The 25,355-nt window shown below is 59.8% G+C and carries 21 protein-coding genes; 13 read left to right on the top strand and 8 right to left on the bottom strand.

Annotation, left to right across the window (positions count from 1 at the left end):
* Nucleotides 1-48: 48 nt before the first annotated feature.
* Both ACFWW4_RS14385 and ACFWW4_RS14380 read right to left on the bottom strand, forming a co-directional pair.
* Nucleotides 49-4,305 carry a translocation/assembly module TamB domain-containing protein gene (locus tag ACFWW4_RS14385; RefSeq protein WP_411891496.1) on the bottom strand — a complete coding sequence of 1,419 codons (4,257 nt, stop codon included), beginning with the start codon at nucleotides 4,303-4,305 and terminating at the stop codon, nucleotides 49-51.
* Entirely contained in the window at nucleotides 4,302-6,038 is a 1,737-nt protein-coding gene (locus ACFWW4_RS14380) for an autotransporter assembly complex protein TamA (RefSeq protein ID WP_411891545.1), read from the bottom strand. Before ACFWW4_RS14380 ends, ACFWW4_RS14385 begins: the two co-directional genes overlap by 4 nt.
* Before the next feature lie 173 nt (nucleotides 6,039-6,211).
* On the opposite strand from ACFWW4_RS14380, the gene ACFWW4_RS14375 reads away from it, so the two are divergent.
* Nucleotides 6,212-7,858, top strand: coding sequence for a hypothetical protein (locus ACFWW4_RS14375; RefSeq protein WP_411891495.1), 1,647 nt, complete (start codon nucleotides 6,212-6,214; stop codon nucleotides 7,856-7,858).
* A complete protein-coding gene (locus tag ACFWW4_RS14370; RefSeq protein WP_411891494.1) occupies nucleotides 7,855-8,376 on the top strand; it encodes a hypothetical protein in 522 nt (173 codons plus the stop codon). The genes ACFWW4_RS14375 and ACFWW4_RS14370 overlap by 4 nt, the downstream gene beginning before the upstream one ends.
* Here the strand turns inward: ACFWW4_RS14370 and truA are convergent.
* A complete protein-coding gene (truA, locus tag ACFWW4_RS14365) occupies nucleotides 8,373-9,140 on the bottom strand; it encodes a tRNA pseudouridine(38-40) synthase TruA (RefSeq protein WP_411891493.1) in 768 nt (255 codons plus the stop codon). The two genes, ACFWW4_RS14370 and truA, sit on opposite strands and share 4 nt — an antisense overlap.
* A 95-nt stretch (nucleotides 9,141-9,235) precedes the next feature.
* On the opposite strand from truA, the gene ACFWW4_RS14360 reads away from it, so the two are divergent.
* From ACFWW4_RS14360 to ACFWW4_RS14350, 3 genes are read left to right on the top strand one after another with little or no spacing between them, the layout of a single operon-like run.
* Nucleotides 9,236-10,648 carry a YcjX family protein gene (locus ACFWW4_RS14360; RefSeq protein ID WP_411891492.1) on the top strand — a complete coding sequence of 471 codons (1,413 nt, stop codon included), beginning with the start codon at nucleotides 9,236-9,238 and terminating at the stop codon, nucleotides 10,646-10,648.
* A gap of 35 nt (nucleotides 10,649-10,683) precedes the next feature.
* A complete protein-coding gene (locus tag ACFWW4_RS14355; RefSeq protein ID WP_411891491.1) occupies nucleotides 10,684-11,079 on the top strand; it encodes a GNAT family N-acetyltransferase in 396 nt (131 codons plus the stop codon).
* Nucleotides 11,076-12,065, top strand: coding sequence for a YcjF family protein (locus ACFWW4_RS14350; protein WP_411891490.1), 990 nt, complete (start codon nucleotides 11,076-11,078; stop codon nucleotides 12,063-12,065). The genes ACFWW4_RS14355 and ACFWW4_RS14350 overlap by 4 nt, the downstream gene beginning before the upstream one ends.
* On the opposite strand, the gene ACFWW4_RS14345 is transcribed toward ACFWW4_RS14350, so the two are convergent.
* The 5 genes from ACFWW4_RS14345 to ACFWW4_RS14325 form a co-directional block, all read right to left on the bottom strand.
* Complete coding sequence (locus ACFWW4_RS14345; protein WP_411891489.1) at nucleotides 12,062-13,036, bottom strand: DUF2125 domain-containing protein; 975 nt, start codon at nucleotides 13,034-13,036, stop codon at nucleotides 12,062-12,064. The two genes, ACFWW4_RS14350 and ACFWW4_RS14345, sit on opposite strands and share 4 nt — an antisense overlap.
* A 75-nt stretch (nucleotides 13,037-13,111) precedes the next feature.
* Nucleotides 13,112-14,449, bottom strand: coding sequence for an ATP-binding protein (locus ACFWW4_RS14340; protein ID WP_411891488.1), 1,338 nt, complete (start codon nucleotides 14,447-14,449; stop codon nucleotides 13,112-13,114).
* The gene (locus ACFWW4_RS14335; RefSeq protein ID WP_393933785.1) at nucleotides 14,446-15,108 is read right to left on the bottom strand and encodes a response regulator transcription factor; all 663 of its coding nucleotides are present in this window, start codon (nucleotides 15,106-15,108) and stop codon (nucleotides 14,446-14,448) included. Before ACFWW4_RS14335 ends, ACFWW4_RS14340 begins: the two co-directional genes overlap by 4 nt.
* Before the next feature lie 60 nt (nucleotides 15,109-15,168).
* Entirely contained in the window at nucleotides 15,169-15,876 is a 708-nt protein-coding gene (locus ACFWW4_RS14330) for a hypothetical protein (protein ID WP_411891487.1), read from the bottom strand.
* 58 nt (nucleotides 15,877-15,934) lie between these two features.
* Nucleotides 15,935-16,168, bottom strand: a complete 234-nt coding sequence (locus tag ACFWW4_RS14325) for a hypothetical protein (protein ID WP_411891486.1) — start codon at nucleotides 16,166-16,168, stop codon at nucleotides 15,935-15,937.
* 415 nt (nucleotides 16,169-16,583) lie between these two features.
* Between ACFWW4_RS14325 and ACFWW4_RS14320 the strand changes: the two genes are divergently transcribed.
* The 8 genes from ACFWW4_RS14320 to ACFWW4_RS14285 all read left to right on the top strand — a co-directional run bounded on the left by ACFWW4_RS14320 (nucleotide 16,584) and on the right by ACFWW4_RS14285 (nucleotide 25,186).
* Nucleotides 16,584-18,227 carry an AMP-binding protein gene (locus ACFWW4_RS14320; RefSeq protein ID WP_411891485.1) on the top strand — a complete coding sequence of 548 codons (1,644 nt, stop codon included), beginning with the start codon at nucleotides 16,584-16,586 and terminating at the stop codon, nucleotides 18,225-18,227.
* Nucleotides 18,217-18,990, top strand: a complete 774-nt coding sequence (locus ACFWW4_RS14315) for a crotonase/enoyl-CoA hydratase family protein (RefSeq protein ID WP_411891484.1) — start codon at nucleotides 18,217-18,219, stop codon at nucleotides 18,988-18,990. Before ACFWW4_RS14320 ends, ACFWW4_RS14315 begins: the two co-directional genes overlap by 11 nt.
* 96 nt (nucleotides 18,991-19,086) lie before the next feature.
* Complete coding sequence (locus ACFWW4_RS14310; RefSeq protein WP_393933775.1) at nucleotides 19,087-19,959, top strand: bile acid:sodium symporter family protein; 873 nt, start codon at nucleotides 19,087-19,089, stop codon at nucleotides 19,957-19,959.
* The gene (locus ACFWW4_RS14305; RefSeq protein ID WP_411891544.1) at nucleotides 19,959-21,599 is read left to right on the top strand and encodes an FAD-binding dehydrogenase; all 1,641 of its coding nucleotides are present in this window, start codon (nucleotides 19,959-19,961) and stop codon (nucleotides 21,597-21,599) included. Before ACFWW4_RS14310 ends, ACFWW4_RS14305 begins: the two co-directional genes overlap by 1 nt.
* Entirely contained in the window at nucleotides 21,596-22,573 is a 978-nt protein-coding gene (locus tag ACFWW4_RS14300; RefSeq protein ID WP_411891483.1) for a 2-dehydropantoate 2-reductase, read from the top strand. Before ACFWW4_RS14305 ends, ACFWW4_RS14300 begins: the two co-directional genes overlap by 4 nt.
* A 112-nt stretch (nucleotides 22,574-22,685) precedes the next feature.
* Nucleotides 22,686-23,207, top strand: coding sequence for a phage tail protein (locus tag ACFWW4_RS14295; RefSeq protein WP_411891482.1), 522 nt, complete (start codon nucleotides 22,686-22,688; stop codon nucleotides 23,205-23,207).
* Nucleotides 23,208-23,296: 89 nt separating this feature from the next.
* A complete protein-coding gene (locus tag ACFWW4_RS14290; RefSeq protein ID WP_411891481.1) occupies nucleotides 23,297-24,307 on the top strand; it encodes a hypothetical protein in 1,011 nt (336 codons plus the stop codon).
* Between the two features lie 198 nt (nucleotides 24,308-24,505).
* The gene (locus tag ACFWW4_RS14285) at nucleotides 24,506-25,186 is read left to right on the top strand and encodes a Crp/Fnr family transcriptional regulator (protein WP_393933767.1); all 681 of its coding nucleotides are present in this window, start codon (nucleotides 24,506-24,508) and stop codon (nucleotides 25,184-25,186) included.
* Nucleotides 25,187-25,355: the final 169 nt, after the last annotated feature.

Below are 25,355 nucleotides of genomic sequence, written 5' to 3'. Positions count from 1 at the left end.
CAGAAAGTGTGAAGAAAATCTCCGTTTCACGCGGAGGTGGTGCAGTCGTCAGTAATCCCGCTCGAAGAATATCCCGATGCTGGTATCGCCTTCCTGATCGACACTGCCCTTGGCCGTGATCTCGTTGGTCAGATCCAGGTTGAGGTTGATCTCGGTCCCGCCTTCGCTGGTCACGGTCACATCGGTGTAGACATTTTCAGACAGATATTTGCCTGCCCGCAGCGCTGTGGCCCCTTCTTCATCGGTCGTGACATCAAAATCATCCAAACCAATATTGCGCCTGAGCCGATCCACCGCGCCCCCGCCCCGCCCGGCCAGCGTGCTGATCGCCGAGGCCAGCTGCACAGCCTGCAGCGGGCTGATGCTATCGAGATCACGCCCGAAGATCAGTTGTGAAAGCACCTCATCCTGGGGCAGTTCTGGCGTGGATTCAAAACGAACCTCGGGTTCGCCAGCGGGACCTTCGACAATGATGTTGATTGTTGTGCCATTGTCGGTCTGGGTCGTCGCAACCAACCGGATGAAAGGATCGAAATCGCCTTGCAGGGTTGCGCTGCCTTCGGTCAGTTCGAACCGCTGCTGCAAGATGTCGATCCTCCCGCGCAAAAGCTCGAATCGGCCCACCGGGATCACGTTGTTCGAGGTGCCTGTGATGCTGAGGCTCCCGCCAAGTTCCGCGTCAAGCCCGCGCCCCCGGATGAAAATACGCGAAGGTGCGTTGATAACGATGTCCAATGGATAGCTGCGTCGCGGACCTGCCCGACTGTCCGCGCTGCTGCCGCCGCTTGCGCCATCCACGCCGGCGCGTGCCAGCGTTCTTTGCACAGCGGCGGATTGGCCGATATGGCGCACCTCTGGCAGATCACCCAGCGTGCTGATGCTGGAAGATGGTACCTGAATATCCGTCTGCCCCAGTTCCAGCCGCCCAACGACACGCGCGCCTCCCTGCAACGGTCCATTGACCGTGATCGTCCCTGCGACAGAGCTTGAATAAAGCTCGGGGTCTTTCAGCACCACATCGCGCAGGGCGACGGTGATGCTGGCATTATTGGGGGCCGTCAGACTGACAGGGCCAGCGAGGGTCACGCCACCCCCGGCCTCAACATTGGCGCGCATATCGATCTGCGCATTTCCATCCCGAAGCCCGATCTGCCCACCGATATCCGTCAGCGCCTGTGCCAGTGTCGGGGCCGCTAGACGGCCATTGGTGAAGGCGATCTGCCCGCCCAGTGAACTGATCTGCGGCGGCCCATTGACCGACAGATCGAAATTGGCGGTCCCGCTGAGCCGTCGCGGCTCAAGCGCGGTGTTGGCCAACGCCAATGGCGCGTTCCCGTCGATATCGAGGTTTAGTTGCAGGTCCGGGCTGATCTGCCCGGCAACATTGGCTGCCAGTCCGCCAGGTCCGGTGCCGGTGGCATCAATGCCCCAATTGCCGTTATCGTCCAGCGTCGCCTCGCCCCGCGCCCGAATAGGCCCACTGATCTGGTCGGTCAGCACACCAACGTCGCGCAAACTCGCGTTGAACCGTCCCTGTCCGATCCCGGCGCGCCCGTTCAGCGCCCCCACGATCGAGAATTGTGGCGTCGTTGCTTCCAAAGTGGTGACCGATAGTGTGCCATCATTCAAAGCGATTTCTGTGTTCACCCGCCCCGTACCGCGCAACAGCACATCTGCTGTTGGGTTCCCGATAGCCAGATTCTCGCTGCGTAGATTGATTTTGGTATCAAACCGCGACAGGTCCGGCACGACAGAGCCGCTGGCTGTCAGATCAACACTGCCGGAAACCGGCTGCCCGATCAGCGCCTGATAGGCCGCAAGATCATCGACCTGTGCTGTCAGATCACCGCTGACCGCGTTATTCGAGCGGGCGATGGTGGCATCCAGCGTAACGTCGACACCCGGCCCGTTTGCAGCAATGTCCACCGCCAAATCATCGTCGTCGGTTGGCACGCCGTCAATTCGGACAGTGATCGGCCCGTTCAATGATGGGTTAATCAAGGCCGCGTCGTTGATCCGCAGATCGATATCAGCACCTGTCGGACTAAGCCCGTCGATACTGGCGTCACCTGCCACCCGCACAGCAGGCGTCACCAAAAGCAGGTCGGACACCTGAAAAATATCGGCGGTCGGTCTTGCGATTGCGGCGGTAAACTGGCCCACACCATCAAGGAACGGATCCAAACGGTCGATGCCGGTTGTCACATCCCTCGTTTGCCCGGCAATATCCACGTCAAAGCGCAAGCCCTCGGTCAGCAATACGCCGCCCAGGGTGAAGCGGGCGGCACCGCTCAGCGGGCGCTGCGCCAGATCGGCATAGCGCGACAGATCACTTACGCTGGCCGAGAGCGCTGCATTGACGGTTCGCCCCGCCTCCGAAGGATTAACGGTGCCTTGTGCGTCAAGTTGTGCGGCAGGCCCGGTCCCCTCGATATCAAAGTCGATCACGCCATTTGCGGCGGCCTGTACGGTGCCGGATACCTGCGCTGGCCCGTCAAGCTCGGGCAGCACGACTGCCACGTCATTGAGCCGGGCGCTGAATTCGGCATCGCTGCCATCGCTGGTAAGGGCAGCGCGGGCGGTGATCTGTGCTGCGTCAGTGCGGATCAGAAGGCTTTCCAGCCTTGTTCCATCCGCATCGCGGACCGCACTGGCCGACAGGCTGCCTGCCCCGGCAAGCACCGCATCAGCCTGCGGGATACCAACGCTGAGATTTTCGGTCCGTCCTGCGATGGTCACGGCGAATAAACCGTCGAGCGGGGTGACGTCAGCCAGGCCGGTCAGTTCTGCCGCACCGCCGATCTCTTGCCCGATCAGGGTCGAAAAACGACCCAAACCAGCAACGTTGACCGTGGCCGTGGCGTTGGTCTGCAATCCGTCGCTGGGGCCCTGTATTGTGGCCTGCGCGCGGGCTTCAATGCCGGCTCCGCTGAGGGCAAAGCGCGTTATTTCAGTGGGCTCGCCTTCGACGCGCGATGCCTCAAACGTGCCGGTAACAGCATCGCCCAGCGCCTGTGCAGCGCCAGCATCGTCCAGTTCCAGACCCCGCGCACCATAGTTCAGGGTGGCGGTCACAAGTCCTTCCTGATCGCCTTCGCCATTGCGCAGAACACCACCGCCCTCAAGCCCGAGTTCGTCGATGAACAGGCCGGGCCGGTCGAGGTCATCAACAGTGATTTTTGCGGTCCAGTCATCGGACAGACTACCGTCATAATTGATTGCCAGTCGCATACTGCTGACAAAAGTTTCCGGACCGGCAATGGGCAAAAGCACCGGTTCGCTGCCCCTGACGATGCCGCCCGACAGGCGAATGCGTTCTGGCCAACCCTGTGCGCCCACCTGCAGTGCACCGGACAGGTTCAGCCGCTGCGATTCTAAACTAAGCGCGGAAACATCAATGCGCCCATCATTGGTCTGGCGCGCTTCTACGTAAAGCTGCGCGTCATTGCCGAAAAAGCTTTGATAGGCGGGATCGAAAAGCGGTGTAATGTCACCGCCGACATCCAATGTGACCAGACGTTCCGCCCCATCATTTGTGAGAATGAAATCGCCGGTCAGACGGTCTTCGCCTGCGGTGGAGATCGCCAGTGTCGCCGCAAAATCATCAAGCGGCGCATCGCCTTCGATGCGTAGCCCGATGGCGGGTCGCCCGGGTAGATCAAGGATGCGTGCGGCAATGCCATCTGGCCCCTCTTCAAGGTTCAAAAGCAGGCCCAGAACCCTTGTTTCGTTGACATAGCTGCCATCAATTTCAAAGATACCGCGCTTGTCGCCCAGCCGTTCGGCAACCACATTGGCGGACCCCTCCCCGCCGCTGAGTTCGGCCGTGCCCCGCAGGCTAATGGCGATGGGTTCGCCCAGAAATGCCTCGCCCAGTTCAATGCGACCGATCTGCAATTGCTGCAGCGACACGCTAACCGGCAGTTCGGGCAGGGAAAATGGCTGCGCCTCGGGTGATGGTCCGGTGTCTTCAGACACAGGTGGGCGCGATACGACGATCCGTTCGGCACTGATTTCATCCACGTCAATGGCCCCGCGCAAAAGCGCGCTGCGCGTCCAGATCAGGGTAATATCTTCCAGCGTCAGCCACACACCTTCGGCATCGGCGATCGTCAGCACGTCAATCGTGGCTTCGGAGCTCAGCGCGCCTTCGAAACCAATGATGTTCACCTCGCGACTGACACCTGACAGGTTATCCTCGATCAGGGAGGCGATGTAGCTTTGATCCTCTTCCTCCTGTGTTTGCTGGGCATGAGCCAGAAACGGGGCAAACAGTAAAGTGATGATCCAGATCAGATGTCTCAAAACGCTTGTCCGATCCCGATGTAAACCTCGACCCGTTCGCCTGCGTTGTCGCCGCTGGCCGGGGTCCCGATATCCAGGCGGATCGGGCCAATGCCGGTTTCATAGCGCAGACCGATCCCGGCACCAGCGTGCCAATCCCCATCGTCGAGCGGCGTTGCTGTTTCACCCACGTAACCGGCGTCGTAAAAGCCCACCAGCGACAGCCGGTCACGTAGACCAAAACGTGCCTCTAGCTGGGCACCGGCAAAGGATGCGCCACCGGTGCTGACTGTCTCGGTTCCAGATACCCTGTCGATACCCAGCGATTGATAGGGTTGCCCCCGGACTGTGCCGCCACCACCGGAATAAAACAGAAAGTCGGCCGGAGCTTCATCCAAATCCGGTCCCACAACGCTGCCCAGCTGCCCACGCGCAGCGAGGGTCAAGTGTTCGCCAAACGTGTAATAGGTCCTGGCATCAGTGAATAGCCGGACCCCTGTGATCTCACCGTCGATGCTGATGAAGGGCGTGGTAGAGACGTCGACATAGTAGCCGTCTTTTGCATTTGTTTCATTATCCCGCCGGTCCAGCGTCGCTTTCAGCGGCAGGGTCAACAATGTGTATTCGCGGTTGCCAACATCGCTTTCCTCGCGGGCCCGCAGGAGGCCCACACCAACCTGCACAGTCAGATCATCATTGATAATCCGGGTGAAGCCGGTTTCGACCGCGATCTTGTCAAGCAGGTAATCCGGTTCATCCTCGCGGGAAATCTCACCTGACAAGAAGTATTCCGTGTCGGCTCCGAAGGTCGCGGGTCGTGTGAATTTGCCCCGCAGAGAATAGTCGATACCACCGGTTTCGCCGTTGATGCCTGCCACCTCTCCGTCAATACGCAACCGTTCTGCCCCGCCAAGCAGATTGCGATGCAGCCAAAAAGAAGACACAGTCAAACCTTCGATAGAGGACAATTCCAAACCAAAACCGATCCGGCGCGGCTTGGATTCGACCACTTGCGCACTGATGGGCAGCGTATTGTTGGGGCCAATCGTATCGCTTTCCGTGAAGGCCACGCTGTCAAAGGCCCCCGTGCGCCGCAATCGCCGCTCTGCCGCCTCCATCGCGGCAGGTGAATAAACCTCACCCGTGGGCAGGCCGGCAATCTCCCGAATCCGTTCAGTGCGCACATCGTCATTGCCGCGGATCGTCAGCGGGCCGAATGTCAGCCGCGGGCCGGTCTCGATATTCACGGTCACATCCAGCCGGCTATCGTCATGACGCGCGACGACTTGTTGGCCCGCCACCCGCACCTTGGCGAAGCCTTGGTCGCGCCAACTGCGTAGGCCAGCACCGACGGCACTTTGAATTCGGTTTGATGCGGCAGTGCGGCCCGGCGAAAACTCTTCCGGCAGGGTCGCAGTAGGTGGAAGTGGGGTAATACTGGCAGTTCCAAAAGTGAACTTTGGGCCGCTGTCAACGGTGATGACGACGCTGTTGATCACTGATGGCGCAGCGAGCGGCGAAAGATTTGCCGCCTCAGCCCCATCAATTGTGATTGAAATTGTGCCGCCGAAATACCCTTCCGCATAAAGCGCTGTCAGTAGACGGCGGTAATCTGCACGGGCCGCCGCAATAAAGTCTTGCGGAACGGCATCATCGTCCAGTTGCCGTAGAAGAGAAGCTTCGCTGAGCGCATCACGTGCAGTTTCTGCGACCAGCCGCACCTCTTGCGCAGCCGCGCTGCTGGCCCAGGCCATCGCGGCCAGCAAAACCAAGACTCTGTGCGGCACTGCGTTAGCCCCTTACTTGTCACCCAACCCCATATTGAAGGATAACCCCGCTAACCGCCACAGGTTCCACACGAATTCACACAAGCTCATCGTCACTTTTTGGCTAGGTCCCGTCGCAAGGTGGCGCTAGTCTGCGCGGAATGAAGGATCACAGCTCACCCGCACAGGTCCCGCTGCGGCAACCTGACACCGTAATGCGCTTGCGCCGACTTGGCGCGAGCTTCCCCACTCGTTTGTCATTTCTGCGCAGCCTGATGCGGGCGTTGGGCGCTGATAACGTCAAGGTGCATCGCCGGGTATGGGAGATTGACGCAAAAGGGTTTGGTCACGCAGTCTATACCTTGCGGTTTCGCAGCCATAACTATGCACTGGTAGCTGTTTCTACGGAACTGCCGGATGAAATGCGCACCGACCGGGTGATCGCGACGGCGTGGGATACGACCTATGTGCTTTATGACGGTATTCCGGACCAGGCCGAGATTGATCGGATCGTCGCCAACGCACCACTGCAAGAGGCCGCGCGCTTTACCCATCGCGATCTTGTTCTGAGCCGGGCCAACAAATCCGTCCGCCTGTTTGATCATGTAGTGCAGGCCCTACGGGCGGGGCGGCAGCCCGATCCCGATCTGGTCCACAAGACCGGCTATCTGATGCGCACAACCGCCGTTTACGGCAACGGAAAATTCGGCATTGCAGATCGCACCCATATTGCCGAACGTCCTGGTCTGGACGGACCTTTCATGGCTGAAATGCTGACGATCTGGCTGATCCGTGGTTTCACACATGATCTGGTGGAACATGTCGGGTGCGCCGCACTCGACCGCACGACCAAGCGCCATCTAGGGATTGGCAATGCAACCGGTCTTGGTATGGCCCCGTTTCTGGTGAACCACCCGCTGTTGCTGGATGCCTGGATACAGGTTCGCGAGATTGCACTGGCCCGCGTGCGCGCTATTGCGCAACTGGAACCGCACGACATCTCGCGTATCTATGAACTGGTGGCCCGTGCGGCACAGCATCTGGCGGAATGGAACGTACCAGACCCGCTGGCCGCCGAACGGATCGCCATCATACGCCGCGAATGGCCTGCTTTCGCTGATGCGCTGACCCCCGATGCATTGATGGCAAAACGGCCCATTGATCGGTTCATCAGAGAGAGCAGCCAATGGTCGGTTGATACGCAAGAGTTGATCATCGCGCTGATGCTGGAACCATTTGGCGACCTTATTGACGAATTGACCTGCTGCATGGCTACGCCGTTTGTCCCGCGACTTGACCCCGGCATGCCCTGTCAGAAATTACGGGATCTGATTGATCGCGACTGGGCCTGGGCCTGCGCCGTCGACTTTGATGATCCCCAGGCCTGCGCCCGCTTCTGGTATGTCTCTGAGGAAAAACTGGAGCCGCGACTGGGTCATCGCCACAGCGAAGCAGGTGCAGAGCTGGAAACGCCGCTGGATATTGCCCGGCAGGTAAAGGCACTGGCGACCGATCTAACCGCTGCGGGAAATGTGGCGACCTTTTTGGCGGAGTTTCCGCGCCATCGTGCAGCGGTCCGCCGGGTGCAGACGCTGGAACGCCATCCTTACGGCGAAATCCGCGACAACCTGATTGATGCAGATTGCCTACCCATCGACCTTCTGCGTTGTAAACTAGCGTTTTTTGGGGCTGCCAAGTTCGACCCCAAATCTGATCTGTGGACGCGGATCACATTGGCGCAAGGCGCACCGTTATTTGACGAACTGGACCATGCCGATGACTGGTGGCTGCCGGTGGCCCCGTCATGATGCGCGCGCTCAGCGAAGTGGGCGCCATCGTCCACAAGGCCGCGCTTGGCGCCGGTATCCCCGTGGGACAGGCCGATGATCTCGCACGCACCGCCGTGCATATGGCTGGGCATCGGGAAGCACTGAAGCCGATCGTGGACGCGCTAACCGAACCGCAAGAGGCGGTTGATGTGGCATGGGGCGGTGACCGGCTGGTGATCAAGGCGGGCCATGCGGCGATGACTGCCCCGATTGTCAAAGACGGGTTTGCCACCGGCGTGCGCAAGGTCCGTTTGTGCCGCCCCAGCCATCTGTCGCTGGTCATCGCGATGCTGGCAGAGGCGGGGGTACAAGTGCAGGCTGATGGAACACTGATTGAAAAGATCGGCTTTGCGACACCGGACCCAGTGATGGGCCCGGTCGATGTGCCTGCCGAAATCTGGAACGCTTTCGCGACTCTGGCCGCCAAGACCTATGTGCCGGCCTCAGATACTTCGCGCGCAGGTGGGGCTGGCGCTGGCCTGACTGACAATGACTAGGCGAACGGATCGGTCGGATAGCGGACCGCGGCCAGATAAAGGCCTTGCGGCGGGCTGACCGGGCCGCATCTGCTACGGTCCCTCGCCTCGAGTGCGGCCGTGACATCATCAGGTGTCCATGCCCCGGCACCGACCCGCTCCAGCGTGCCGACAAAGCTGCGCACCTGATTATGCAGAAATGACCGCGCCCGCACGTGAAACCGGTATTCCATACCGAACCGCCTGGGGATCGTTTCGACCCTCAGTTCGTCCAGTGTCTTGACCGGGCTTTTGGCTTGGCAAATGGAGGACCGGAAGGTTGTGAAATCATGATGGCCCACCAGCCTGTCAGCCCCTTTTTGCATCGCGTCTGCGTCCAATTCATGGTTCACGCGCCACATCTGTCCCGCCTCTGACGTCAGCGGCGCCCGGCGCGAGATCAGGCGGAACAGGTATTGCCGCTCGACCGCATCGAAACGGGCGTGCCAATCATCTGGAACCTGCGCGCAAGCAAGGATCGCAACGGGGTCGGGTTTCAGATGGTAATTCAACGCCTCTGAAAGCCGGAACGGGTCCCAATCCTTGTCCAGATCGCAATGGGCGACCTGACCTGTGGCATGAACTCCCGCATCAGTCCGCCCCGCAGCAGCAATCGTGTGATCGCCCGGCTCCAGCTTGCCCAGCGCCCGTTCAATCGCGCCTTGCACCGACGGCAGGTCCGTCTGCCGCTGCCAGCCTGCAAACGGGGCACCATGATATTCAACCAAAAGAGCATAACGAGGCATTTCGGTGGCTTAGGGCCGCGCCCCGGCAAAATCAATCCCTACACAACCCGGTCCGGCAGCCCTATCTTGCATCGCAAAGGTCAAAGGGGCAGCCAGTGGTCATCGCAACAATCGCCGATCAGATCGCACGCGGTATCGAAGGCGTGGCCGATACGCTGACCGCGCCCTTCGCCGATCCGGTCATCCGGCTGGGGGTCACGGGCCTGTCCCGAGCTGGCAAGACGGTGTTCATCACGTCACTTGTGGCAAATCTGATGGATCGTGGTCGTATGACCGGTCTGGCCGCCGCGGCCAACGGTGCGATCCGCACCGCTTATCTACAACCGCAGCCAGATGATACGGTGCCCCGTTTTGCCTATGAAGCACATTTGACCCGGCTGACCGCACCCGAACCCTCATGGCCCGAAGGGACAAGCCGTATCAGCGAGTTGCGCCTGTCCTTGCGGGTCCAGCCCAGCGGATTGCTGTCCGGTTTTTCCGGGCCACGTACCGTACATGTCGATATCGTGGATTACCCCGGCGAATGGCTGTTGGATCTTGGCCTGCTGGATCAGACATATCAGGACTGGTCCGCAGGGGCATTGGAGCGGGCCAAGGGGCGGCCCGGCGGTGATACTTATCTAGCCACAGTTGCAGACAGCGACGCATCTGCAAAACTGGACGAGCCCGTAGCGCTGGCCCTGGCCGAAAGCTATACCGCGCATCTGAAAGCGTCGCGCGAGGCGGGGTTTTCAGACTGTTCGCCCGGACGTTTTTTGCTACCCGGCGACATGGCCGGATCACCTGTGCTGACATTTGCACCCCTGGAGGGCGCCAGTTTCCCCAGCGGATCGCTGGGGCGCGAGTTTGAGCGACGCTTTGAAAGCTACAAACGCAACATCGTCAAACCATTCTTTCGCGATCATTTTGCCAAGATCGACCGGCAGATCGTATTGGTCGATGTGCTGGGCGCGATCCATGCAGGCCCCGCTGCGCTGAATGATCTGCGCACCGCCATGGCACGCATTTTGGGGGCGTTCCGGCCCGGGCGAAATGCTTTCCTGACCCGGATTTTTCAGGGACGGCAAGTGGAACGCATCCTGTTTGCGGCCACCAAGGCCGACCATCTGCACCACAGCCAGCACCCGCAACTGACCGCCATCACCGAGGCGCTGTTGCGCGAGGCAAAGGATCGGGCCGATTTCGCAGGGGCCAAGACCGCCGCAATGTCGATTGCCGCCTTGCGCACGACGGTCGAAGAAACAGTGGAGCACCGGGATGGCCCGCTGGATGTGGTGCGGGGGCGATTGCTGGAAAACGGCAAACAGGCGGCGTTCTACCCCGGCAAGCTGCCCGCCGATCCGTCACATCTGTTGGCCCCGGCGCGTGAAGGGTCGGACAAATGGCTGGATGCGGATTACAGCATCATGAACTTTGCGCCTGCGCCACTAACCCTGCGCCCGGGCGACGGACCGCCCCATATTCGGCTGGACAAAGCCGCGCAGTTCCTCCTCGGTGATCGCCTATGATTTTGCGATCGGCAACAAATCAGGACGTGAAGGCCATGGCGCAGATTATCGGTGACTGGTTCACGGCGACGCCATTTGTACCACGTCTGCATACGATCGAAGAGGACCGGTGGTTCATCGGCCAAGCCGTTGAAAAGGATGATGTTATCGTCGTGGATGATGGCGACGTGAAAGGATTTATCGTGCGCAACGGTGCAGAGATCAGTCAACTCTATCTAGCAACCGCGGCGCGGGGCCTTGGTATCGGCTCTGCCTTGCTGGAAAAGATGAAGACGCGGTCAGACCAGCTGTCATTGTGGTGTTTTCAGCCAAATACGCGCGCGCGCCGGTTCTATGAACGACACGGGTTTGTCGCCGAAAGGTTTACGGACGGGTCCGGAAATGAGGAACAGGTCCCCGATATCCGCTATGTCTGGAGGGCTGGATCATGAGCCGTGGACCTGTTCTGATCGATCTCGAAGACGCCGAAGCCGCCAAGCCAGAGGCTGCCCCTGCAGTCCCCGACATTGTCGGCCCTGAAAAGGCGGCAGCGATGCAACAGGTCGCCGCATTGGCGGCCCGCCGTCCGTCCCGCCTGGCGCGATGGTTCTGGTCACTGGCGGTGGCGCTGATCGGCTTTGTCGCCTCGCTTGCTGCATGGGATTACGTCACCGGGTTGTTGGAGCGGTCCGTCATCCTTGGCGGGATTGCAACTGCGTTAGTGATTTTGCTGGTACTGGTTTTGCTTGTCGTGGCCTTGCGGGAACTGGCGGCCTTTGGCCGATTGCGCCGTCTCGACACGATCCAGCATCAGGCGGCCGACGCTTTGGCTGCATCCGACCTGAAAGGGGCCCGGGAAGTAATCGCGTCGCTCGACCGGCTTTATGCGGCGCGCGAAGACACGGCTTGGGGCCGTGCCGAACTGGGCGATCGGCAGGCCGATATACTTGATGCTGATGGGTTACTGGGCCTCGCTGAAACGACATTAATCGCGCCACTGGACGCCCGCGCGATGCGCGAGGTCGAGGCGGCGGCCCGGCAAGTGGCCACCGTCACGGCGATTGTGCCCATTGCCTTGGCCGATTTGTTCACTGCACTGACAGCCAATCTGCGGATGATCCGCCGGATTGCCGAGGTTTATGGCGGGCGTGCCGGAACGTTGGGCAGTTGGCGATTGACCCGATCCGTGCTGACCCATTTGGTCGCGACCGGTGCCGTAGCCGTAGGCGATGATCTGATCGGATCAGTGGCCGGTGGCAGCGTGCTGTCTAAAGTATCGCGCCGGTTTGGTGAGGGCGTCGTGAACGGTGCCCTGACGGCGAGGGTTGGTGTGGCAGCGATTGAGGTTTGCCGACCACTACCGTTCCACTTGGCCAAGCGGCCGTCTGTGACAGCATTGGTGCGCCGGGCACTGACAGGTTTGTTCGGGCGAGACTAACGCAGCCGCGGCGCCGGTCCAATGGGCAACGGCCCAACTGACATGAATCCGTTTTGAAAACTGATCGGCAGTTCCAGCGTCTGGCCCTCTTGCGCCATGGTGCTGGCCATATTGGTGATCGTCGGGGCCACGCCGGGTTGGATCGCGCCGGCATTCACCAGCAGATCAATAATCTCGCGCCATTGATCGGTTTTGATTGTGATCCGGCCATCAGGCACGCCCAGCGCATCAATATCAATGGTTCCTGCGGCGGTCAGGGCGACATCGCCCCAGTCAATGGCAAACCTGTTCAAGGTGAAAGACTGTGCAAGGGGGTTCGCAGCGTGTCGATCCAATGGTTGATCAAGCGTGACGTGGCTGTCAAAAACCAAACGATCAATCACATCAGCCAGTTGGTTTTTGGGGTCAATCTGGGCAATCAGGTCGGCCGGCAAGATTAGACCATCTGCATCCATGTAAACATCATAGGTATTAGGCGCATCGGTGGCGCGGGTGGCAATCAATGCCCGCTCAATCGCTGCAACCCAGCCGAAATCCGACATAACCGACAGCGCGCCACTTTCAATCGTGGCCGCGTCAAACGATAGATCGGTGTTGGCCTTCACCCCTGCACTGGCGCGGAAATCCTCCGTCATTAGCTGTAGAGTCTGATCACCCAAACGCAGGCTGTGATCGGGCGGGAAGGCGGCAATCACCTTGTTGGGCTGGTAGCTGAGCGCGAAGACCTGCAGGAACGGGGCTTGCCAAGACCAAAGGCCATCTGCAGCTGTTAAGGTCAGGTCGGTGACGCTGGTGTCGAAGCGCGACGGAAAACCAACCGTCTGCAGGGCGCTGTAGGACACGCCCCACCCGTCTTGCTGCGCCTGTTCGATGGCTTGCAACGCGCCCTGCTCAACCGAACGGGCACCGTAGAACCAGTATCCGCTGTAAAGCGCGCCAAGGATGAGCACCAGAAATGTCAGTTTCCGCATTATTTGGCCCCGATGATTTGCCGCCAGTGTCTAGCGTTGTGGGGCCTGTAGGGCCAGCGCGATGATGAGGTGGTGTCACAGACCGGAGGTTTTCAGCCGGACCATGGCCCGGAGCCCGCCAAGTTCCCGCGCTTCGCCCAAAGAAATCTTGCCACCATATGCGTGGGCAAGGTCGGCCGCGATTGCGAGACCCAGCCCCGTACCCGGCTTGGACGTATCCAACCGCTGCCCGCTGAGAGTGGCCAGTCCATAATCATCTTCGGAAATGCCCGGGCCATCATCTTCAACCAGGATTTCAACCTCATCATCCGCCTGTTTTGCCGCGATGTGGATCGTACTCTCTGACCATTTCATCGCGTTATCCATCAGATTGCCAATGACCTCTTCAAAATCGTTCTGGTCCATCCGAACCCGCAGACCGGGAGCAATGGCGGAAGTGAGTGCTTTATCCTGATTGCGTGCCAGCGCGCTGAAGGCGCGGGTCATGCGGCCCAGCGAGGTATCGAGATCGGTGTAGGTGTGCATGGCCGCACTGCCTCCATCCGCACGCATACGGGCAAATGACCGTTTCAACTGGGCATCAAGACGGTCCAATGCCTCAATCGACGCACCCATCGGCTGCCCCGCCTTTGCAAGCCTTTCCAGTTCGTTACGCACGACGGCCGAAGGCGTTTTTACTGCATGCGCCAAATCAGCCGCCTGACGCCGCGAGCGGCTCACGATTTCGCGGTTCCGTTCCAAAAGCGTATTGATGTCTGTGACAAGGGGCGCAACCTCCATTGGATAAGCAGCCGCATCCAGATCACCTTCGGTATCCCAGCGCGACAGCACATCGCGGCGCAGGTCGTTGAGGGGGCGCAAGGTCGTTGACGCCTGAAGGAACGCCCCCATGACGCCTAGCGTTGCGATCAGGCCAAAAGCCAGAACCAGATTACCGCGCAGCTTTGCTCTATCTTCAAAAAGGCTTTGCAACGATGCTGCCACCTGCACATGCCAGACCGACCCATCTTCCAGCGTAAGCCATTCTTCGATCCGGCGCAGCCGCTCGCCTGTCGGGCCGACAAAGTTGCCAATGGAAATGCGGCCGATCTGCGGACCCGGACGCGGCAAAAGCGTATCAACCAAAGAGGCTGAAACGTAAATTCCGCCATCAGGGCCTTCCACCTGCCAGTATTGGCCAGAGAAGGGCTGCCGATAAGCCGGATCACCGATGCGGTTTGCGATTTGATCTGGATTTTCATAGGCGTTGGCGACTTCGATCACGGCTTGTGTGTGGCGCGTGATCAATAGCTCGTCAAAGCGCGCTTGTGTCTGAGTATCGAGATATGATGCAAGCCCGAAGACGCCGATGAGGATGGAGCAGATCGCCCAAATAATCCCGCCGACAACAGCCCGAGTCCGCAAGGACCTCATGCAGCAACTTTGATGACGTAGCCGCGGCCCCTGACAGTTTCGATGAGTTCGTTGCCCAGCTTCTTGCGTAGACGGTTGACGAAGACAGCGATGGTATTGGAATCCCGGTCGCCATCGTATTCGTAGATATGCTCCGATAGTTCGGTCCGGGACACCAGACGATCCGAGTTATGGAACAGGTAGGACAGAACCGCAATTTCCTGGGCCGTTAATGTAGCCGGAATACCATTCAACGTCACCTGGTTGCTGCGCGTATCAAAGACCACATTACCTTTTTCAAACACGGGATTTGTCTGGCCCGACTTGCGTCGGATCATGGCCCTTACACGGGCTGACAGCTCAGGCATGTGGAACGGTTTTGTCAGATAATCGTCAGCACCGGCATCAAGTCCGTCAACCCTGTCGGACCATCCATCGCGCGCCGTCAAGATCAGTACCGGCGTGTCGATCTGCTTGGCGCGCAGATTCTTGAGAACGGTCAGGCCGTCACGTTGGGGCAGGCCAATGTCCAGAACGATGACGTCGTAAGGTTCCGTCTCTCCCAGAAACTGGGCCTCGGCACCGTCATGGACAACGTCAACAACACGGCCTTCTGAGCAAAGAACGCTTTTAATTTGGCTTGCGAGCACATGCTCGTCTTCTGCAAGTAATATACGCATAACGATGTGGCTAATCTGCCCTAATGTCTTTTTTGGGGCAAGTTTTTGGCTGACCTGGCGTTATCCTCGGCCATTTCCGCGGCCATTCCCGCCGCCGCTGTTGCCACCACCGTTACCGTTGCTGCCGGCACCGCTACCGCCGCCATTGCCGTTTCCGTTGCCGTTATTGCCACGGCCGTTGCCGCCGCCGCCACTGTTTCCACCGCCGTTGCCGTTGCTTCCGGCGCCGCTATTGCCGCCGCCGTTTCCACCGCCGCTGTTGCCACCACCGTTTCCGTTGCTTCCGGAACCGCTGCCGCCGCCATTGCCATTGCCGTTGCCATTGTTGCCATTGCCGTTCCCGCCGCCATTGCTATTGCCGCGATTCAGCAGGCCACTGGACGTGTTGCGACCGTTTCCGTTGGACTCCTTTGCAGTCGTAACGGCGCTTGGCGTGCGTGAAAGCTCGGTTACTTGGCGTCCAGCGCGAGATGTAGGTGTAATTGCGTGTCCGGTGCTGCCATCGACCATGATCGTTCCAAGCTGACCGTCGGGCTGGCGAACAAGCGCCCGGTAGGCGAGGATACCATCAACCAGAAATGCACGTACTTCGACGACCTGACCACCGGTATATCTTTCGACCCCGTTGATCAGACGTGACGTTGCAATAACGTCAGAAGACGCAACAACGGACCGCAGCTCGGTTTGAGAGAGCTCCTGGATGTCGGCAAACGATGCCGAAGGCGCTAACCACGTTAGCATCACGAATGTCGGCAGCCACGATTTCATGGTAGCTCACTATTTAACTGGCCCCCACCAATTTCACACGAGATAAAAACGTCGTCCCCTATGATCTGGCTCTGATGCGCAGATCAGCAACTTCTGTGTCGCTGGTCAAGCGGTCAATGATATCATCAACCTTGGGAAAAGGATCGATCTCGATCGGTTTGGAGCGTTGCGGTGTATCTTTGCCCTCATCGCGCTTGCCAGCCATGAACTTGCGATGGCTGGAAATATGGGTCACGCAATCCGTCTGATCGACTGCGACGCATTCGTCTGTGGGGAACTGCCCGATAAACATGTAACACTCCATAATCCGGTACTTGTTCTGTCCTGCCTCCCCAAAGACATTAAGAACCCGTTAAAACCGGTATGAAAGGTGCATCATGAACGGTCAGAAAACACCTTGTTCATCTTCGGTTAATGTTGCGGGATTACCCCATTTTTTGCGGCTTGACATACTTAACCCATAGTAAATTATCGACATTTACTCAATAAAATAAGGGCTTTACGGAAATCATGCCGAAAAAGAAATATTTATCTATTTTTAGGCTGACGTTGCGGAAATTTGGCGCTTAAGCGGGATAATGCCGATCCCACGCACAACCTCTGCTAGAAAAACGCAATATCTCAGCCGAATCAATACGTTGCGATTCTCGTGTCCTCGCATTGACTTTAACTGAACGCCTGTTCATTTTTCTTGCGGGGAGGGCAGCGTGTTGCACCAACAGCCAACGATAGCAGAAACGCGAGATGCGTTTCGCTGGGCGATCCCCGAATACTACAATATTGGCGTGGATATCTGCGACAGACCTGCAGCCACCACCCCTGACAGCCCAGCCATCATCGATGTAGCTGCTGACCGTCGATCTGTTGTCCACACCTTCGCGGATCTGCGCCGCATGTCGAACCAACTGGCGAACGCGTTGACCGGCCATGTGCCGCAAGGATCGCGCATTGCCGTGCTGTTACCCCAGTGTGTCGAAACTGCGGTCGCGCATATTGCTATCACTAAGATGGGCAGCATTTCCCTGCCGCTTTTCACGCTGTTTGGGCCGGACGCGCTTTTGCACCGCCTGCGGGATTCCGCAGCGAGTGCCGTCATCACGAATGCAGACGGTGCAGCTGTGTTGGCAACCTTGCGTGACCAACTTCCCGATCTGTCCATCATTCTGAGCATTGACGGAGCCAGCAATGGTGCCGAAGACCTGCACGCGCTCACCACTGCGCAATCTGATAGTTTTACTCCGGTACCGACCAAGTCCGACGATCCCGCGATCCTGATCTACACCTCCGGCACCACCGGCGCCCCCAAGGGCGCATTGCACGCCCATCGCGTCCTGCTTGGCCATCTGCCGGGGGTCGAGATGAGCCATGATTTCTTTCCCCAACCCGGCGACCGGATCTGGACCCCGGCGGACTGGGCCTGGATCGGCGGCCTGCTCGACGTGCTGATGCCCGCCTTGCACCATGGCGTCCCCGTTGTGGCCTGCCGGTTCCGCAAATTCACCGCGCGCGCCGCGTTCGACCTGATCCGCGCACACAATATCCGCAACGCCTTCCTGCCGCCGACCGCCTTAAAACTGATGCGGCTTGATACACCCGCCGAACCGGTGCCGATGCGGTCCGTCGCCAGCGGTGGTGAGACGCTGGGCAAGGAACTGATCGCCTGGGGGCAGCAAGTCTTTGGCACCACCATCAACGAATTCTACGGCCAGACAGAATGTAACATGATCGTATCATCCTGCGCCGCATTGGAACCGGCAGAACCAGGTGTCATGGGCTTTGCGGTGCCGGGCCACACGGTCGATATCATTGATGAAAACGCCCAGCGCATCTGTGACACGGACGAGGAAGGCAGCATCGCCGTGCGCGCGCCCGACCCGGTGATGTTTCTGGAATATTGGAGCAAGCCCGAAGCGACCGCCGCCAAATTCATCACCATCGATGGTCAAAAATGGCTGCTGACCGGCGACAAGGGCTGCAAAACCCCCACCGGCCGGATCCGTTTCATCGGGCGCGACGACGATATCATCAGTTCCGGCGGCTACCGCATCGGCCCGGCCGAGATCGAGGATTGCCTGCTCACCCATCCTGCCGTGCAACTCGCCGGGGTCGTGGGTAAACCCGACCCGATCCGCGGCACAATCGTCGCGGCCTACATTCAGCTTGCCGCCGGGCACAGCCCGTCCGATGATCTGGCAAGCGACATCGCCGCCCACGTCAAAACCAAACTCGCCGCCTACGAATTTCCCCGCGTGGTGCGTTTCATCGACGACATGCCGATGACCACCACCGGCAAGATCATCCGCGCAGACTTGCGCGCCCGCGCCGAAAAGGAAGCAGAAGATGAACAATGAACCGGTCCTCTACCACGCCGAAAACGGCGTCGCGATTGTCACCCTCAACCGTCCCGATCAACGCAACGCGATCAACCCGGCAGTCTGCGACGCCCTCCGCGACGCATTCGACCGGGCCGAAGGCGACAAGGATGTGCGCGCCGCCATCCTGACCGGCGCAGGCAAATTGTTCTGCGCAGGCATGGACCTCAAGGCCTTCGCCGAAGGCGCCGGTGACAAGATCCTGTTCGGCAAATACGGGTTTGCCGGCTTCGTAAACCGGCCCCGGACCAAACCGGTCATCGCCGCCGTCGAAGGCGCCGCACTGGCCGGCGGGTTCGAGATGATGCTGACCTGCGACATGGCCATCGCCGGCCAATCCGCCCAATTCGCTTTGCCAGAGGTCCGGATCGGCCTGATCCCCGGCGCAGGCGGGGCCATCCGGCTGCCGCACTACATCCCCCGCGCCTTGGCCAATGAACTGCTGCTGACCGGCAAACCCTACGGCGCCGATCAAATGGCGCAATGGGGTGTGCTGAACAAGGTCACACCAGATGGCGAGGCCCTGACCGCAGCCAAGGCGCTGGCATCTGAGATTGCGCAAAACGCCCCCTTGGCCGTTCGTGGCACGCTTGAGATCGCAACCCGCGCCTACGAGGAGATGGATATCGCCCAATGGCCGTCCAATGATCAGATCATTGGCAAGATCGGTAATAGCGCGGACGCAACAGAAGGCGCGCGGGCCTTCATCGAAAAACGACCACCTGTCTGGAAAGGAGAATGATGCGGCGACGTAACGGAAACCTGACCGTCGTTTGACAAGCCCGGCACAACCGCAACTATGATCCACAACAAAAAGTAAACGACAGGGATCATCGCCATGGACGCGCTCATTTCAATCTTCCTGCCGATATCCCTCGGGATCATCATGTTGTCACTCGGGCTGGGGCTGGCCGTCGGCGATTTCGTCCGGATCATCCGGCAGCCCCGCGCCCTGATCGCGGGCCTGTTCGCGCAGGTGGTCCTGATCCCTTTGGTCGCCTACTGCTTCGTGATGATCTTCGGCATGTCAGGCGAACTCGCCTTTGGAATCATGATCCTGTCCGTCTGCCCGGGCGGCGTCACCTCAAACATCCTGACCAAACTGGTGGGCGGCACGCTGGCGCTCTCTATCTCGCTCACCGGGCTGATCAGCCTTTTGTCGGTGGTAACCGTGCCGATCCTCGTCGTCTTCTGGGCGGGACTGTTCATGGATGCGGGCAGTCTGGACATCAACATCACCAGCCTTGCGCTCGCCATGTTCGCGATTACCACGGTGCCAGTCGTGCTGGGCATGATCCTGCGGGCGGTGGCCCCGACATTTATCGGGCGGATCGAAGGGGCGGTATCCGTCCTCGCCACCATCCTCTTCGTCGTCATCGTCATTGGGGCGCTGGCCGCATCATGGGATGTGTTCACCGCCAATCTGGCCACCCTCGCCCCGCTGACATTCTGCATGGTCGTGGTACTGCTGGCCCTTGGCTGGGCCATCGCCACCGGCGCCGGGCTTGGCGTGCGTGACCGGGCGGCCATCGCGATGGAAACCGGCATCCAGAACTCCACCCTCGGCATCACGCTCGCCGGGATTATCCATGCGGGGCCAGAGGCGCTGCCAGCCATCGCCCTGCCTGCGGCCATGTATGGTATTCTGATGTATCTGGGGGCCTTGCCCGGCGGTTACCTGATGCGGCGGGCCACAAAGGGGGCGGCATGATGCAAAGCGATGTGGTGATCATCGGCGGCGGGCTGGCCGGGCTGGTTGCCGCCAATGAACTGATCGACCGGGGCAAAACCGTCACGATCCTTGATCAGGAAGGGCGGCAGAACCTCGGCGGACAGGCATTCTGGTCGCTCGGCGGGCTCTTCATGATCGACACGCCCGAACAGCGGCGGCTGCGGATCAGGGACAGTCACGCGCTGGCCCTGAATGACTGGATGGGTTCAGCCCAGTTCGACCGGCCCGAAGACCACTGGCCGCGTGAATGGGCCAACGCCTATCTTGATTTCGCGGCCGGCGACATGCGGCCCTGGTTGCACAGCCTCGGCATGCGCTGGTTTCCCGTGGTCGGCTGGGCCGAACGCGGCGGCAGCTTTGCCGATGGGCACGGCAATTCGATCCCGCGCTTTCACATCACATGGGGCACCGGCCCCGGCGTGCTCAAGCCGTTCGAAGACCGGGTGCTGGACGCAGAGAAGGCGGGCAAGGTCACCTTCGGCTTCCGCCACCGGGTCACGCAGCTGGACATCACAAACGGCAAGGTCACGGGCGTCGCCGGTGACATCCTCGCCCCCGATGACGCCGCACGCGGGGCCGCCACCAACCGCGACGTGATCGACTGTTTTGACATCCGCTGTGATCAGGTCATCGTCACCTCCGGCGGGATCGGCGGCAATTTCGATCTGGTCCGGCGCAACTGGGACGCCAGCAAATCCGGGCCACTGCCGGAAAAAATGGTGTCCGGCGTGCCCGAACATGTGGACGGGCTGCTGCTTGATATCGTGCGCGATGCCGGGGCCGAACTGATCAACACCGACCGGATGTGGCACTACACCGAAGGGGTGCATAACTGGGATCCGATCTGGCCCAAACACGGCATCCGCATCCTGCCTGGCCCCTCATCCATGTGGTTCGACGCCACCGGCGAACGGCTGCCAGCCCCCTGCCTGCCCGGTTTCGACACCATGTCGACCCTGCATGAAATCTGCAGACGCGGGCATGACCACACCTGGTTCGTCCTGACGCAAAAGATCATCGAAAAGGAATTTGCCCTCTCAGGCTCCGAACAAAACCCCGACCTGACCGGCGGGCAATGGCGGGGCGTGCTCAAGGAACGGCTGGGCAAGGGTGCCACAACGGCGGTCGAGGCCTTCAAGGAAAAGGGCGAGGATTTCGTCGTCGCCAATGATTTCGACACGCTGGTCAATGGCATGAACCAGCTTGGCGGCAACCTGATCGACCCCGCCCGCCTGCGTGCACAGATCGACGCACGGGATGCGCAAATCGACAACCCCTTCACCAAGGACGCGCAGATCTCCGCAATCCATACCGCGCGCAACTATCTGGGTGACAAACTGATCCGGACCGCCAAACCGCACAAGATCCTCGACCCGACCAAGGGACCGTTGATCGCCGTCAAACTGCATATCGTGACGCGCAAGACACTGGGTGGCATCCACACCGACCTTGACGCGCGGGTCTTCGCGCCGGGTAGCAAAACCATCGACGGGCTCTATGCAGCGGGCGAGGCGGCGGGTTTCGGCGGCGGCGGCTATCACGGAAACAACGCACTGGAGGGTACATTCCTTGGCGGCTGTATCCATTCTGGGCGGCGGGCTGGGCGGGCCGCCGGATGATCACGGTTCTGGGGGCCGGGTCCATCGGCTGTTATGTCGGCGGCATGCTGGCAGCAGCAGGGCACCCGGTCACCCTGATCGGGCGGGACACGCTTGTCACCGCACTGGCCAATGGGCTGACCGTCAGCGCAATGGACGGCACACCCCACCGCAGCACCCCGATTGTCACCGCCGACCCCGCGGCGCTGACCGATGCGACGATGATCCTGCTCTGCGTGAAATCGTCCGACACCGCCAGCGCGGCACAGATCATCCTGGACCATGCACCGGACACGGCACAGATCATCAGCCTGCAAAACGGGGTCACCAACTGCGACATGCTGGGGCAGGCGCTGGGGCCTGACCGGATCACCCCGGGCATGGTCGGCTTTAACGTCGTGCGCAGCAGGCCTGACCATTTCAGCCAGACAACCGACGGCGAAATTATCCTCGGACCCACCGGGCGGGCGCTTTGCGATGCGCTGGGCAACACACCGTTGACCGCACTTTGCCATGACAACATGCAAGGCGTGCAATGGTCCAAACTGTTGATGAACCTCAACAACGCGCTGAACGCGTTGTCTGGCCTACCCTTAAAAACCCAGCTGGAAGATCGAAACTGGCGGCGGGTGCTGGCCGCCTGCATCAGCGAGGGGCTTGCCGTGGCCCGCGTCGAAGGCATCCGACTGGAACGGTTGGGCAAGGTGCATCCGCGCATCCTACCGACCCTGCTACGGCTGCCCGATTTCATCTTCCTGCGGATCGCGCAATCCATGCTGCGGATCGATCCGGCAGCACGATCCTCAATGGCTGATGACTATGCACTCGGGCGGGCGTCTGAGGTTGCATGGCTCAACGGGCATATCGTCGCGCGTGGCGAGGTTCACGGCGTTCAAACCCCAGTAAATGCGAGGGTTTTCGCCATGATCGAAGGGGCGTTTGCCGATCCCAAGCGACCACCATTGCGGCATAGCGCAAGGTTAATTTTGTCTTAACTTCTCCGGCGAATGTGCGCTGCGACACAGACCGTTCCCGCCGCAAGTTTTACCGTTTAGTCAACCTTGATTGGATAGCCTTCCATCAGGGTACAACGGAGCCAGGGACAAAATGGAACCAATTATCGGACAGATAATGCTGTTCGCGGGCAGTTTCGCGCCGCGCGGATGGGCATTCTGTGATGGTCAGCTGGTCCAGATTTCCCAGAATGAGGCCCTATTCGCCATTCTTGGTGTGACCTATGGCGGCGATGGCCGCACGACCTTTGCGCTGCCTGATCTTCGGGGGCGCACCCCGGTTCATGCGGGCCAGGGGGACGGGCTGACGGCGCGCAAGCCCGGCGATGCCATGGGACAGGAAGACGTCACATTGACAGCTGCAGAAATGCCCGCGCATCGCCATGACATGTCGGTCTGCAAGCGTGCCACCCATAACACACCCAAACCCGGCGACGCGCTTGGCCGGGCCAAGATCTATGTTCCACCGGTTGACGACGCCGCCGAGCCGGACATCCCGCTCAATGACAAAACCATCGGTTCCGCCGGCGACGGCGCACCGCACAACAACATGCAGCCATCGCTCTGCATCAACTACATCATCGCATTGCAAGGCATTTTCCCGTCCCGAAGCTAGCCTTGCATGAAGGGTAACGAGTAAACGGCGCGCCACTGCGGCGCGCCACTTTCCAAAATCAGAAACCAACCAATAGAATGAGAGGCCCGATGTTCAACTTCTCCCCCGCCATTCCCGGACGCAGCGACCTTGACTGGTGCTGGTATCTGCGCCGCCATGGCGAGGCGGGTGAAGCGCTTGAGCGTGTGCTGCACAATATCGGTGTTATGGACCCCGGCGGCTGGGCGGCCTGGGGGCGCAGCCAGTTGACTGCGACAGGCGCCCCTGTCGAGATGCTGTTTTCTTCTGGTCAGCCGGACTTGCAACTGACGACCGAGGTTGCCGACCCCATCACGGATCCCACCAGTCGGGTGGCAGAGGTTTGTCGGATCATGCGCAGCCTTCGGGCAAAAACGCCCCCATCCTCGCTGCGCGATGTGATCAGTGCCGCGCAAGGCACAGGCCCCCTGCTATATGGTGCGTGGCTTGGGCTGCGCCAAAGCGCGGATGGCCTGCATTGCACACTTTCCGCTGAACTGCCCCCGACCGCATCTGATCTGTCCGATCTTATCTGTTCCGATGGTGGCTGCCCGTCGATCACTGATTTGGGTGACAACACCAAGGCGACGATGGTCAGCTTTGACGGCACCACCGGGCAGATCACGCTTCACTTTGAAATGCAAAATGCGACGCGCCGCTGCCTGCCGGACCTCGCCAAACGGGCGCAAGTCTGCCCCGAGGTTTTGTCGATGACCATTGACAGCATCACCGACAGGCCGGCGTCTACAGCAGCCCTGCCTGTCTCAACTCTGGGGTTCAGCTATACTATTGGCGGTGCAGGTGCGCTGCCGATCCTGACGCTTAGCCTGTCTGCGATCGACGCATTCGGGTCCGACGCCAAGACGGCGCGCCGGATCAAGCGTTTCGATGGGCAACGGCTGATGGGTTACGGCGCATTGGTCGACAATCTGCCGCTCATGTCGGGCGGTCAGTGCCATCACGGCAGAATTGGCCTGACGGCTCGCGTCAACGCAGCACCACAACTCTCCATCGGTGTTGCAGCACCGTGGAGCTGCCTTTTCGATGACAACTCAGCAAAGGATCCGATCCCGATAAACTGATCTGTATCGCCCGGTTCACGGGCAAATTGTGATTTCGATCAACTGACTGGCGCGCGTGACGCGGACTGGCCCGGCGGAGCCATTCCTGCATCAGACCATAGTATGTATGGACAATCGGGCGACGTTGGGTCACATCTGGCATACCCCTCTGCCACTGCCCCGCACTGCGGCACCGGCGCAACGCAAGCTGGACGCTGGATGAACGCTGAACAACTTCTGTCGTATAATTTGCCGCTTTTTGAAGGGCTTAGCCCGGCTGATCTGAGCGGAATTAACCTGAATTTCAGCGAACAGAAGCTGGCGGCGTGGCAAACCGTGTTTGACCAGCAAGACCCATCGTTTGATCTTTACTTTCTGTTGTCCGGGTCGATTTTGGCGGTTTTCTGGACAGATGAGGGTCGCGAGATCGTCTTTTCCCGTTTTCCGGAAGGAGCCTATTTCGGGGAATTGGCCGCGCTTGACGGTATTCCCCGTTCGCTCGCGGTTTTCGCCAAAACCGAGGCACGGGTGCTATCACTGAAGCGGGACAGTTTTCTGGCGATGTTCAATAACGTGCCGTTGGTGCGTGACCGGATCACACAGCAGCTTGTCGCGCGGATCAGAACGCTGACTGAACGCAACATGGAAATGACCACCATGTCTGTGGAACAGCGGGTTGGCACCTACCTGCTGCGGCTGGCCGCAGAACATGGCAAGCTGGCAAGTGGCGCCGTGATCAACAATGCGCCAACCCATGCCGAAATCGCTGGCAGTATTGGTGCGAACCGGGAAATGGTCAGCCGGTCCATCAGCAAACTGGTCAAGCGCGGGGCGATCAAATCATCGCGTCAGCGCATCGAAATCCTTGATCTCGACGCACTTTCCGAAAGTTCGACATAATTTTTCTGATTAAGTGACAAAACGCACAGAACCCTGCAGGCGCTTGGCGTAGTCTCTGTCTTGTAACGAGTGGGGAGGTAAAGAGTTCATGCGTTTTATGAGTGTTCTTGGCCCCGAAGCGACAACCTTTATCGCAGTGGCGTTGTTGGCAATGATCATCAACATTCTG

This window comes from Yoonia sp. SDW83-1 (assembly GCF_046762885.1).
Classification (GTDB): Bacteria; Pseudomonadota; Alphaproteobacteria; order Rhodobacterales; family Rhodobacteraceae; genus Yoonia.
The sequence above is the reverse complement of the archived record's forward strand: the minus strand, read 5'-3'. Positions and strand labels throughout refer to the sequence as shown.

Bases quoted from the DNA above. Each gene is read 5' to 3' on its own strand.
- ACFWW4_RS14380 (WP_411891545.1), bottom strand. From the start codon at position 6,038: ATGGCCTGGGCCAGCAGCGCGGCTGCGCAAGAGGTGCGGCTGGTCGCA.
- ACFWW4_RS14375 (WP_411891495.1), top strand. From the start codon at position 6,212: ATGAAGGATCACAGCTCACCCGCACAGGTCCCGCTGCGGCAACCTGAC.
- ACFWW4_RS14370 (WP_411891494.1), top strand. From the start codon at position 7,855: ATGATGCGCGCGCTCAGCGAAGTGGGCGCCATCGTCCACAAGGCCGCG.
- truA (WP_411891493.1), bottom strand. From the start codon at position 9,140: ATGCCTCGTTATGCTCTTTTGGTTGAATATCATGGTGCCCCGTTTGCA.
- ACFWW4_RS14355 (WP_411891491.1), top strand. From the start codon at position 10,684: ATGGCGCAGATTATCGGTGACTGGTTCACGGCGACGCCATTTGTACCA.
- ACFWW4_RS14350 (WP_411891490.1), top strand. From the start codon at position 11,076: ATGAGCCGTGGACCTGTTCTGATCGATCTCGAAGACGCCGAAGCCGCC.
- ACFWW4_RS14345 (WP_411891489.1), bottom strand. From the start codon at position 13,036: ATGCGGAAACTGACATTTCTGGTGCTCATCCTTGGCGCGCTTTACAGC.
- ACFWW4_RS14340 (WP_411891488.1), bottom strand. From the start codon at position 14,449: ATGAGGTCCTTGCGGACTCGGGCTGTTGTCGGCGGGATTATTTGGGCG.
- ACFWW4_RS14335 (WP_393933785.1), bottom strand. From the start codon at position 15,108: ATGCGTATATTACTTGCAGAAGACGAGCATGTGCTCGCAAGCCAAATT.
- ACFWW4_RS14330 (WP_411891487.1), bottom strand. From the start codon at position 15,876: ATGAAATCGTGGCTGCCGACATTCGTGATGCTAACGTGGTTAGCGCCT.
- ACFWW4_RS14325 (WP_411891486.1), bottom strand. From the start codon at position 16,168: ATGTTTATCGGGCAGTTCCCCACAGACGAATGCGTCGCAGTCGATCAG.
- ACFWW4_RS14315 (WP_411891484.1), top strand. From the start codon at position 18,217: ATGAACAATGAACCGGTCCTCTACCACGCCGAAAACGGCGTCGCGATT.
- ACFWW4_RS14310 (WP_393933775.1), top strand. From the start codon at position 19,087: ATGGACGCGCTCATTTCAATCTTCCTGCCGATATCCCTCGGGATCATC.
- ACFWW4_RS14305 (WP_411891544.1), top strand. From the start codon at position 19,959: ATGCAAAGCGATGTGGTGATCATCGGCGGCGGGCTGGCCGGGCTGGTT.
- ACFWW4_RS14300 (WP_411891483.1), top strand. From the start codon at position 21,596: ATGATCACGGTTCTGGGGGCCGGGTCCATCGGCTGTTATGTCGGCGGC.
- ACFWW4_RS14295 (WP_411891482.1), top strand. From the start codon at position 22,686: ATGGAACCAATTATCGGACAGATAATGCTGTTCGCGGGCAGTTTCGCG.
- ACFWW4_RS14290 (WP_411891481.1), top strand. From the start codon at position 23,297: ATGTTCAACTTCTCCCCCGCCATTCCCGGACGCAGCGACCTTGACTGG.
- ACFWW4_RS14285 (WP_393933767.1), top strand. From the start codon at position 24,506: ATGAACGCTGAACAACTTCTGTCGTATAATTTGCCGCTTTTTGAAGGG.